General features: G+C 70.5%; 13 protein-coding genes and 1 other RNA gene. 8 read left to right on the forward strand and 6 right to left on the reverse strand.

The features are described 5' to 3' along the window. On the reverse strand, positions 1-496 hold a 496-nt coding region (locus B7X32_RS13565; RefSeq protein ID WP_292720538.1), incomplete at its 3' end, for a DUF1003 domain-containing protein. Between the two features lie 141 nt (positions 497-637). On the opposite strand from B7X32_RS13565, the gene B7X32_RS13570 reads away from it, so the two are divergent. The 4 genes from B7X32_RS13570 to B7X32_RS13585 all read left to right on the forward strand — a co-directional run bounded on the left by B7X32_RS13570 (position 638) and on the right by B7X32_RS13585 (position 2075). Next, entirely contained in the window at positions 638-817 is a 180-nt protein-coding gene (locus B7X32_RS13570; RefSeq protein WP_292720541.1) for a hypothetical protein, read from the forward strand. 60 nt (positions 818-877) lie between these two features. Further along, positions 878-1147, forward strand: a complete 270-nt coding sequence (locus B7X32_RS13575) for a DUF2510 domain-containing protein (protein ID WP_292720544.1) — start codon at positions 878-880, stop codon at positions 1145-1147. 86 nt (positions 1148-1233) lie between these two features. Next, positions 1234-1356, forward strand: coding sequence for a hypothetical protein (locus B7X32_RS13580; RefSeq protein ID WP_292720547.1), 123 nt, complete (start codon positions 1234-1236; stop codon positions 1354-1356). Beyond that, the gene (locus tag B7X32_RS13585; RefSeq protein WP_292720550.1) at positions 1353-2075 is read left to right on the forward strand and encodes a Type 1 glutamine amidotransferase-like domain-containing protein; all 723 of its coding nucleotides are present in this window, start codon (positions 1353-1355) and stop codon (positions 2073-2075) included. The genes B7X32_RS13580 and B7X32_RS13585 overlap by 4 nt, the downstream gene beginning before the upstream one ends. 136 nt (positions 2076-2211) lie before the next feature. Here B7X32_RS13585 and ssrA read toward each other — a convergent pair. Both ssrA and B7X32_RS13595 read right to left on the reverse strand, forming a co-directional pair. Then, positions 2212-2581, reverse strand: a transfer-messenger RNA (tmRNA) gene (gene ssrA, locus B7X32_RS13590). Between the two features lie 175 nt (positions 2582-2756). Next, a complete protein-coding gene (locus tag B7X32_RS13595) occupies positions 2757-3092 on the reverse strand; it encodes a hypothetical protein (RefSeq protein WP_292720553.1) in 336 nt (111 codons plus the stop codon). 178 nt (positions 3093-3270) lie between these two features. On the opposite strand from B7X32_RS13595, the gene B7X32_RS13600 reads away from it, so the two are divergent. Further along, a complete protein-coding gene (locus tag B7X32_RS13600) occupies positions 3271-3927 on the forward strand; it encodes an SIMPL domain-containing protein (protein ID WP_292720556.1) in 657 nt (218 codons plus the stop codon). A gap of 37 nt (positions 3928-3964) precedes the next feature. Here the strand turns inward: B7X32_RS13600 and B7X32_RS13605 are convergent, their stop codons facing one another. Together B7X32_RS13605 and hflX are read right to left on the reverse strand one after the other, a co-directional pair. Continuing rightward, positions 3965-5911 (reverse strand): carboxypeptidase regulatory-like domain-containing protein, encoded by a 1947-nt coding sequence (locus tag B7X32_RS13605; protein WP_292720559.1) that lies wholly within the window; start codon positions 5909-5911, stop codon positions 3965-3967. 94 nt (positions 5912-6005) lie between these two features. Next, positions 6006-7511 carry a GTPase HflX gene (gene hflX / locus B7X32_RS13610; RefSeq protein ID WP_292720561.1) on the reverse strand — a complete coding sequence of 502 codons (1506 nt, stop codon included), beginning with the start codon at positions 7509-7511 and terminating at the stop codon, positions 6006-6008. A 74-nt stretch (positions 7512-7585) separates the two neighbouring features. On the opposite strand from hflX, the gene B7X32_RS13615 reads away from it, so the two are divergent. After that, positions 7586-8227 (forward strand): methyltransferase, encoded by a 642-nt coding sequence (locus B7X32_RS13615; protein WP_292720563.1) that lies wholly within the window; start codon positions 7586-7588, stop codon positions 8225-8227. 52 nt (positions 8228-8279) lie between these two features. Here the strand turns inward: B7X32_RS13615 and dapF are convergent, their stop codons facing one another. Next, positions 8280-9152, reverse strand: coding sequence for a diaminopimelate epimerase (dapF, locus tag B7X32_RS13620; protein WP_292720566.1), 873 nt, complete (start codon positions 9150-9152; stop codon positions 8280-8282). A 144-nt stretch (positions 9153-9296) separates the two neighbouring features. Between dapF and B7X32_RS13625 the strand changes: the two genes are divergently transcribed. Both B7X32_RS13625 and B7X32_RS13630 read left to right on the forward strand, forming a co-directional pair. After that, positions 9297-9917: a ClpP family protease gene (locus B7X32_RS13625; protein WP_292720568.1), complete on the forward strand. Its 621-nt coding sequence runs from the start codon at positions 9297-9299 to the stop codon at positions 9915-9917. Between the two features lies 1 nt (position 9918). Then, positions 9919-10431 (forward strand): ATP-dependent Clp protease proteolytic subunit (locus B7X32_RS13630; protein WP_292720570.1); only part of this gene is annotated, 513 nt, incomplete at its 3' end.

Consider the following 10431-nt stretch of genomic DNA (forward strand, 5'->3'; position numbering starts at 1 on the left):
AGCCGGTCGTGCCCTCTCCCGCGGGAACGACGTGAGCGTGGATCTGTGCCGTCATGTCACGGATCTGCTGAGACAGGTCCCGGATCGTGCGGGTGAGCTCGGTGTTCTCGACGAGCAGCTTCTCCTGGTCGGCATAGTCCCGGTCGGCCTTGGCCTGCTGGAACGATGCCTGCCGGTTCTGGCCGATCATGACGAAGGTCGACAAGAAGATCGCCTCGAGCGACACGACCAGCGTCAGCGTCGGCCACGGGTTCTTCTCGAACCACAGCATCCACACCGCGAAGAGCACGATGTGGATGTAGACGAAGGCCATGGACCCGGCGAAGGTGGTGATCCAGTCCGCGATCCGAAGCTGGACGCTCGCCGCTCGATGCTCCGCCTGCGCCCGCACCGCGGGATGCAGACGCGTGCGGTCGACGTTCTTCAGGAGCCGCGTGGGCCTGAGGTACGGGCGGTGCTCCTTCTCCGCCGGGGGTGTCGCCGTTGTCGTGGTCATCTCGTCCTCCGCCCTGGCAGGCGCGTCCTGCCAGGGCAGAGAGTACTCCCGCTGGTTCTGTGCCCCCTCGTCAGGCTCCGGGCGGTTCCTTCAGGTATCGTCTCGGGGTCCGCCGTCGCCGTGCCCTGTAGAGTGCAGCGCATGAACACGACGGCCGCGGGCTATTTCCTAGCCGCTCTCCTGTTCCTACTGATCGGCCTTTTGCTCCTCACCGTGATGCAACCCGCCTGGTGGTCGGTTCTCACCGTGGTCGCTGCTTTCCTGGCCGCCCTGGCGATGCTCGGCCGAGCCGTCTTCCACCTCCGCCGCGCGAAGTCCTAGGACGCTTGATCGCGCCACGACGTGGCGCACACCCGGCTTCTCGAGTGAAAGGCGGATCCCATGTTGGCCGGACTCAACGGATGGCATCTCGTGATCATCCTGACGGTGTTGCTGATCGTCGCCGCTCTCGTCGTCGGCGTCGTCATGGTCATCGTCGTCGCCGTCAGGAGAGGCAGCGGTTCGACGGCTCGAGACCCGTATCGGCCAGGTTCTTCGCCAAGGCCGGCGCCGACGTCGCCTCCCGCCGGGTGGCACGCGGATCCGGATGGAGATCCCGGCCGGCGCTGGTGGGACGGGCAGCGCTGGACCGAGCACCGTCAGTCTCCGTGACGCCGCCACCATGGGGCGTGCTGGGGCGCCGTATCAGGGAGCTCCCACGGGCGCTCCGCGAGTTCCAGCCCGCGTAGGCTCGTCGGATGACCTTCGATGCGAACGACGCGAACGCCGTCGCTGACCACGGCTGCAAGGTCCCCAAGAGGCATCAGCCCGGTGAGGCCTCGCCATTGCCGACCGTCGCCGCCGGAGGTGACGCCGCGTGAGCGTGCACCTCATCGGCGGCGGCGCGACCACGAGCGCGGATGCTCCGCTCTACGCGCCGTTCGTCGCCGAGGCAGCGCAACGCGCGCGCCTCGCGGGTCGGACACGGCCGCGCATCGCCGTGATCTCGCTTCACCCCGAGGCCGAGGAGAAGGCTCAAGCTCTCGGCGAGCTTCTGTCCGAGGCGGGTACGGGAGCCGCGATCGACATGCACCTGACCGCAGGGCGGCCGGGTGAGCCGATCGGGCGCGGCGCGATCGCCGACGTCGACGGCATCGCCGTGGGCGGCGGCGTGGTCGAGGATGTGCGTGCCGGCCTCGAGCCGGTGTTCAGCGAGTTGCGCCGGCTGGTCGCCGACGGTGTGCCCTTTCTCGGCGTCTCAGCGGGCGCGATGATCGCGTCGGAGGGCTCGTTCGGAGGCGGTTCGCGCATCGGCGGGCTCGTCGTCTCGCCGGAGTACGCCGACGAGGGCTACGAACTGGAGATCGAGGCCGGCATCGGCCTCATCGACGTGGCCGTCGAGGTGCATGTGGCGCAGCGCGGCATGCTGTCGCGGCTGGTCGCCGCGGTCGAGTCCGGCCTGGTCGCCGGCGGCCTCGGCATCGACGAGCGCACGGCCCTGATCCTCGGCGACGACGGACTCCGGGTGGAGGGCGAGGGCAGCGTCTGGCGCGTACTGCCTGCCGAGGACGGCGTACTGGTCTCCACGCTCGGCAGATGATCAGCGCGGACCTGCGTGGCGGCATCGCGAGCCGTCGCTGCGGCGGCGCCGACTGCGATCGCCGATGACGCCCGCCACAACGAAGAAGACCGCCCCGAAAGGCGGTCTTCTTCGTTCTACAAGAGCGACAGCGGCACGGTGGAGCTGGGGGGAATCGAACCCCCGTCCAACGCTGAGTCTCCACGCCTTCTCCGGGCGCAGTCTGTGCAGACGTTCTACTCGGCTCCGACCTTTGTCACAGACACCTAAGTCGACAAGCCCAGCCTGGGAAGAGTCCCGTGCGACGTCCAGACGCCATCGCACAGCAAGATTCCTAGATGACGTCAGGATCCGTATCGGAATCACATACGGCCTGACGGACTATCGGGCTCGCTTACGCAGCGAGGGCGAAGTCAGTGCGCTTTGCATTGGCACTTATTGTTTTGCAGGGAGCGTTCACGAGATAACCCTGCATCCTCGGCCCGCTTCTCGTGGATTCACAGGCGCTGTCGAAACCGATCAGCCCCGTGGTCCTTCTCGCGAAGGAGCCGCTGTCACTCTGTGGAATTACCAGCGGGCGCGCGAAGCGCCCGAGCATCACAGACTACAACGCTTGAGGCGCCCGCGCCATTCCGCGCCGCGAGCCGGCGCCCCTCGCCCTTCCCCAGGGCGCCGTTGATCGGCGGCCCCAGCGTCGCGCGATCACTTCCCGCTGCCGTTGCACGCCACCCCCGGTGACGGCACGAACTCCTTCAGGCCGGCTTTCACGAACGACCCGTAGGACTGCACTCCGTGATATCTGTCGACGCCACCGGGGCTCTGATTCCCCCGCATCGCGATCGCGTCGTCGTTGAAACCGGGAGGGTTGTTCTCGACCGAGTCCGCTCTGTCGAGCCCTGAGTAGGCGCATTCGGACGCGGCGTGGGACGGTCCGGATGTCGGATCCCCGTTCCCGTTGGTCTCGCCTGCATATGCCGCGCTGGATCCCGCTGCAACGAGCCCCAGCGCGATCGCGCAGCCGATCGCCAGTCGTTTCATCTGATGGTCCTCCTTCACGCAGTTCTTCCTCGCCGAGGCGCGGAACTGCGCCGCGGTGCGCGCAGTCTACGCGCGCACCATGGCGGCGCTGCACCGTGCTAGCACGCGCAGTACCGCATCGGCCGCCCTTCGGAGCCGGCGCCGTCCCAGGGATCCAGCGGTGCCGTAGAGTCACGGCATGAGCGAGGTCGTCATCACCGTCCGCGGCGAGCACGAGGTGCGGATCGCACCCGAGCGCGCCATCGTCACGCTGTCCGTCGCCCTGGACGGCCCCGATCGCGAAGCCGTCGTCGCCCGTACGCTGGCCCTCGCCGAGCCGGTGCGCGACGGCATCGCCGCACAGGAGAAGGCCGGTGCCGTCGAGGCCTGGTCCAGCCGCCGACTCGCAGTGCGGTCGGAGCGTCCGTGGAGCAATGACGGCACCCGGCTCGCCCTCGTGCATCACGCGTCGGTCGATTTCACCGCGACGTTCGTGGACTTCTCCGCGCTCTCCGCGTGGGTCGCCGACGTGTCCACCGGCGACGCCATCGCGGTGAACGGCACCGACTGGATCCTGACGCCCGAGACCCGGGCGCACGTCGAGCAGGAGGTGGCCGCTCAGGCCGTGCGCACGGCGGTCACACGCGCCGGCGCCTATGCGGCGGCCCTGGGACTCACGAAGGTCGAGCCGATCGAGATCGCCGATGCCGGGCTGATCACCGACCGCGGCGCAGCGGACATGGCCCCGAAGGCGATGCGCGCGTTCGCCGCTCCCCCATCGGGCGCCGGACTCGAACTGCAGGGCGACGACATCACGGTGTCCGCGATCGTCGAGGCGCGGTTCGTCGCCGCCTGAGCGACGGGATCCGCACCTCGACGAAGCGTCACGGCCGTCAGGCCCTGCGGCGCCTCACGAAAGCCAGCGCGAGCACGCCGCCGAGGAACAGCACCGCTCCGGCGCCGATGATCGGCAGCGGATCGGCGCCGGTCGCAGGCAGTGCACCATTGCCGGCTCCTGCGGAGGGCGTCGTGGGCACAGTTGTCGGCGCGACCGTCGGGGTCGGGGTCGGAGTCGGGGTGACGGCCACGGGCGTCAGCACGAAGTCCTGCCCGTCGACCAGCTCGCCGTGCTCGGTGATCGTCACGGTGCGCGTGGCGGGAGCCGCCCCCGTGAACCCATCGGGCACGGCGACCTCGATCGTGTAGGCGCCTGGTGCGAGTTCACCGAGCGCATACGAGCCGTCCGCAGCCGTCGTGATCGTGAAGGGGCCACCGGGGCCGGTGACGGTCACGCTGGCGTCGGGGTGGGGCGCTCCGCCGTCGTCCGTGACGGTGCCGGAGAGGGAGCCGAGACGGGCGAGCGCGAAGTCCACGTTCGTGACGTCATCGACGGCGATCGTCTCGGACCGCGATGCGTCACCCGCGACGACGTAGCCCTGCGGGGCCTCGACGCGCACCGTGTAGTCCCCGCCCGGAAGCCGCGGGAACGCGTACGTGCCGTCCGCGGCGGTCACGGTCTGCAAGGGCCCGTCCGGCCCCTCCGCGGTGACGACCACGCCGCCGACGCCGGCCCCGGCAGCGGTCACCGTGCCCGAAAGGGTCGGCTGCACCTGAAGGAGGAAGTTCTTCCCGGTGATCGGCGTCTCGTCGTTGTCCGGCACCGTGAACGGCGTCGGCGAGGACACCAGGGTGTAGCCGTCCGGCGTGGTGATCCTCACCACGTGAATGCCCACCGGCACATCGTCGAAGAGATACGACCCATCCGCGCCGGTGACGGTCGTGCGCCCGCCGTCGAGGGTGATCGTGGCTCCGGCGATCGGAGTGCCGTGCTGGTCCTTCGCCGTGCCGGAGACGGGGACGGGCACGATGTCGCGCACCGCGAAGTCGGCCGTGCCATCGGCGGCGGTCAGATCGACCTGGCGCGATCGGAGGTCGCTGGTCTTCCCCGCAGGCGGCGTGATGTCGACCGTGTACCCGCCGGTGGCGACCGCGCCGGCGAAGGAGTACGTGCCATCGGCCGCGGTCGTGGTCGTGCCGATGACCGTCCCGTCGGGGCCGGTCAGGCGCACGCCGACGCCTGCCGCGGGGGTGCCGGCGGTCTGATCCTGGACGGTGCCCGAGACGGCGCGCGTGATCGCCGCGAACCACGTCTGGTACACCGGGAACCCGGCCCGGCGGGTGAAGGTGAAGGTCAGCGACGAGATCGGCGCGTTCGGCTCGAACCAGGCGGCCGCGCCGCTCGTGTCCGCCGCTGCCGCGTTGCCCGTCAGGGTCAGCGTGGCGGCGTCCCAGCTCGGCACGTCGGCCGCGTCCCCCGTGCACGAGGGCTTGCCTGCGAACTGCGGCGCGCAGTAGTTGAACCCGCCGCGGAAGCCCAGCTCGGCCGCCGTGAGCGCATGGCCGCCGGGGCCGACGGCCGAGATCGCGACCTTGTCCGCGTCGATGTCCCCGAGCACGAAGGTCCACCCGGCCGTCGGGGTCGCATGCGCGAAGGTGTACGTCGTCTCCGACGGCGATGTGGCGTTGTCGGCGCGCGGGCGCAGGTTCAGGTACTGCTGGTCCCGGCTGCTGCCGTACTTCGCGCCGACCGGAGTGGTCGCCGCCAGCCATGTGCTGCCGCCGTTGAACACACCGACGGATCCGCCGCGCGAGTCGCTGGTGTAGGTCGCCGCCAGCTGTGGCGCCGCGGCCGTCACCGTGCCGGTGTAGGCGCCCGGCGACCCCTGCAGATCGCTCCAGTCGGCCCAGGGCGTGCCCGTCGCGGCCGAGGCGGGCGCGCCGAGGGCGAGAGCGGTGAGCGTCGCCAGAGCGGCGGCGGCGAACGCGACGGTACGTCTCATACCGATATGTTGGCAGATCCGGCGCCCGACGCGGTGCGCTCGGTGTCACCGAGGGACGCACCGCGGCGGGAGCAGCGCCCCCTGCCTGTCGAACTCAGACGGCGAACGGCGCGAGTTCTGCGGCGAGACGCTCGTTGACGTGCGCGTGGATCCGGGTGCCCGCCTCCTCGTGCGCGACCTCGAGCAGCAGCCCCGTCTCGTGCACGGCCGCGACGAGATCGCCCCGGTCGTACGGCACGACGGCGCTGATCTCGACCGCCGGCTTGGGCAGCACCTCATCGATCGCGGCCCGCAGCTCGGCGATGCCCTCGCCGCTGCGCGAGGACACGAAATGCGCACCGGGCACGAGCCCGCGCAGCACCATCCGCTCGTCGTCATCGAGGAGATCCGCCTTGTTGAACACGATGAGCTCGGGGATGCTGCGTGCACCCACGTCGCCCATCACGTCGCGCACGGTCTTGATCTGCCCGGCCGGATCCGGGTGGGATCCGTCGACGACGTGCACGATCACGTCGGCATCGGCGACCTCTTCGAGCGTGGAGCGGAACGCCTCGACGAGCTGATGCGGCAGGTTGCGCACGAACCCGACCGTGTCGGTGAGCGTGTAGACGCGGCCGTCCGCGGTCTCCGACCGGCGCACGGTGGCGTCCAGGGTCGCGAACAGGGCGTTCTCGACGAGCACGCCCGCGCTGGTGAGCGCGTTGAGCAGGCTGGATTTGCCCGCGTTCGTGTAGCCGGCGATCGCGACGGACGGGATCGTGTGTCGCTTGCGCTCTGCGCGCTTGGCTTCGCGGGCGGGCTTGAAGTCGCGGATCTGCTTGCGCAGCATGGCCATGCGGGTGCGGATGCGACGGCGATCGAGCTCGATCTTCGTCTCACCGGGTCCGCGCGAGCCCATGCCCGCGCCGCCCGCGCCGACCTGTCCACCGGCCTGACGGCTCATCGACTCGCCCCAGCCGCGCAGACGAGGCAGGAGGTATTCGAGCTGCGCGAGCTCGACCTGCGCCCGGCCCTCGCGGCTCTTGGCGTGCTGGCTGAAGATGTCGAGGATCACGGTGGTGCGGTCGATGACCTTCACCTTGACGACGTCCTCGAGCGCACGGCGCTGCGACGAGGCGAGCTCGGTGTCCGCGATCACCGTGTCGGCGCCGACGGCGGCGACGATGTCCTTGAGCTCCTGCGCCTTGCCGCGGCCGAGGTACGTGGCGGGATCCGGATGGGGCCGGCGCTGCAGCAGGCCATCGAGCACCACCGCGCCCGCGGTCTCGGCGAGCGCGGCCAGCTCGCGCAGCGAGTTCTCGGCGTCCTCCTGCGCACCCTGCGGGTACACGCCGACCAGCACCACGTTCTCCAGACGGAGTTGGCGGTACTCGACCTCGGTGACGTCTTCAAGTTCGGTCGAGAGCCCCGCCACACGCCGCAGCGCGTGCCGGTCCTCCACCTCCCACTGGTCGCCGTCGGTGGAGGTGTAGCCGGCGGTGGCCGTGTCCTGCAGCGCCTGCGCGGATCCGAACACGTGCGATTCCGCACGTCGCTCCGCTGCTGCCAGGACGCGCTCGACCGCGTCGCCGTGCTCGTCATGTGTCGTGGACTGCGTCATCCGCACCTTTCTCATGCCCGCCGAATCGGTCGGGCGCCTTAACTTTAGCTGGGAGTGTCCGCTACGCTCGCTCCATGGGCTCGGACCACTACTTCACTGCGGCCCCCGCCAGCCCCGAGAACCTCCGCAGGATCAAGGTGACCCTCGCGGGCAAGGAGATCGAACTCACCACCGCGGCCGGAGTCTTCAGCCCCGATCACGTGGATGTCGGCACCTCCGTGCTCCTCGCGAACACCCCGCCCCCGCCGCCCGGCGGGCACCTGCTCGATCTCGGGTGCGGCTGGGGTCCGATCTCGCTGTCGCTCGCACTCGCCTCGCCGCACGCGACGGTGTGGGCCGTCGACGTGAACGAGCGGGCCCTGGATCTGGTCCGCCGCAACGCCGCCGAACTCGGCCTCGACAATGTCAACGCCGTCACCCCGGACGATGTTCCCGCCGATGTGAGCTTCCGCACGATCCGCTCCAACCCGCCCATCCGCGTCGGCAAGAGCGAGCTGCACGATCTGCTGGAGCGCTGGATCCCGCGACTCGACGAACGCGCGGACGGCTGGTTCGTGGTGAGCCGCAATCTCGGCGCCGACTCGCTGCAGCGCTGGCTGGCGACCACCTTCGACGGCGGCTACAGCGTCTACCGTGCGACGACCGGCCGAGGGTTCCGGGTGCTGAAGGTCCGCCGGCACGGCACGCCGCCCACGGACGCCATCACGTTGCCGTAGCCCGTCGTCCTGCGCTCCTCGGATGCGCCGCCGGCCTGACCGCGGCGTGCGGTCAGGCGAGCTCGATCTCGCCGGAGAAGGCGAGCTGCGCAGGTCCCGACAGGAAGGCGTGCTCGCCGTCCGCGCCGGGGGCCATCGTCACACGGAGCGTGCCGCCGGGGACCTCCACGAGCCATTCGTGAGGCGCCGCGGCGCCCGCCCAGTGCCGCACCGCGAGAGCCGTGGCCACGACGCCGGTCCCGCAGCTGAGGGTCTCCCCCACGCCGCGCTCGAACACGCGCATGCGCACCCGGCCCACCCCGTCCTGCACGAGCGGCTCCGCCGGCACGACGAACTCGACGTTCGCCCCGTGCTCCGGCATCGGGGCGAGCTCGGGGCCGTGCATGAGCTCGAGGCCGTCGAGCTCCGCATCCGACGCGATCGCCACGACGACGTGCGGGTTCCCGACGTCGATGCCGAGACCGGGGCGGGGAACGCTGAGCCCCGTGGCGCGGGCGAGCGGATCATGCCCGGACAGCCGCCACGCGCCGATGTCCACGCGGTAGCCCTCTGCGCTGCGGGTGACGTCGCGCACCCCGGCCCTCGTGCCGATCGGCAGCGCGCCGCCCTCGTCGAGCTCGGCGAGCCCGGTGCGCAGCAGGTAGTGCGCGAACACCCGCACTCCGTTGCCGCACATCTCGGCCACCGAGCCGTCGGCGTTGCGGTAGTCCATGAACCACTCCGCATCGGGGTTCTCCGCGAGCGCGGCCGTGCCCTCGGGGAGCGCGCGGGAGCGCACCACGCGCAGCAGTCCGTCGGCGCCGATCCCGAAGTGGCGATCGCAGAGCGCGGCGACCTGATCGGCGCTCAGATCCAGCGCACCGTCGGGGTCGGCGATGATGACGAAATCGTTGCCGGTACCGTGCCCCTTGGTGAATGCGACCATGCGTCGATTCTAGGGGCGGCGGTTCTGCGGCGGCTGCGCGCGGGGTCCGCTCCGCACCGCCGTCGAGCACCCCTCTGCCGGGAGCGGATCCGCTCCCGGCAGATCCGCTGGCGCCGCGATCGCACTGCGGCGCACGCTGTGGGCATGACCGATGACATGCCCCGCAACCTCTTCGACGCCGACACGCGCCGGATGCTGTTCGCACGCCGGGTGCTCGTGCTCGACGGCGCCCTCGACGACGACAACGGCGTGCTGCTCATGACCCAGCTGCTCGCCCTGGCCGCCGAGGATCCCGACGCCGACATCACGCTCTGGATCCACTCCCCCGGCGGATCCGTGCCCGCGATGCTCGCGATCCGCGACCTCATGCGCACCGTGCCCTGCGACGTCGCCACGATCGCCTTCGGGCTCGCCTGCAGCGCCGGCCAATTCCTGCTGTCCGCCGGGACCAAGGGCAAGCGGCGGGCGCTGCCGCACAGCCGGATCCTGCTGCATCAGGGATCCGCGGGCATCGGCGGAACGGCCGTCGACGTCCAGCTGCAGGCGGCGGATCTGCGGCACACCCGGGACACCGTGCTGGGCCTGATCGCCGATGACACCGGGCAGAGCATCGAGCGCGTCTTCGAGGACTCCCTGCACGACCGCTGGTACAGCGCGGACGAGGCGCTCGATTACGGATTCATCGATGAGATCACCACGGATTTCGCGGCGGTCCTGCCGCGTCCCAGCCGCCGAAGCATCGGCCTGACCGCAGAAGGAGCCTGACATGGCCTCGTTCCTCGTCCCCAACGTCATCGCCACCTCGCCCCGGGGCGATCGTGTGCTCGACGTGTACTCCCACCTGCTCGCAGAGCGGGTGATCTATCTCGGCACGCCATTGGATGCCGACGTCGCCAACGTGCTCGTGGCACAGCTCCTGCACCTCGACGCCACGGGCAGCGACCGGGACATCCAGCTCTACATCAACTGCGAGGGTGGCGATCCCAGCGCGATGCTCGCCGTCTACGACACCATGCGCTTCATCCGCTCGGACGTCGCGACGTTCTGCATCGGCCAGGCGGTGTCGGTCGGCGCGGTGCTGCTCGCCGCCGGAGCGGCGGGGAAGCGCGCTGCTCTGCCGCACGCCAGGGTGATCCTGCACCAGCCCGCTGCACAGGGCCGGGGAACCATCCCCGACCTCATCCTGCAGGCGGACGAGGTCGTCCGGGTGCGGGACAGCCTCGAGCAGATCCTCGTCTCCCACACCGGGCAGAGCGCCGAGCGGCTGCGCAGCGACACG

The organism is Microbacterium sp. 13-71-7, assembly GCF_002257455.1.
Lineage (GTDB): Bacteria > Actinomycetota > Actinomycetes > Actinomycetales > Microbacteriaceae > Microbacterium.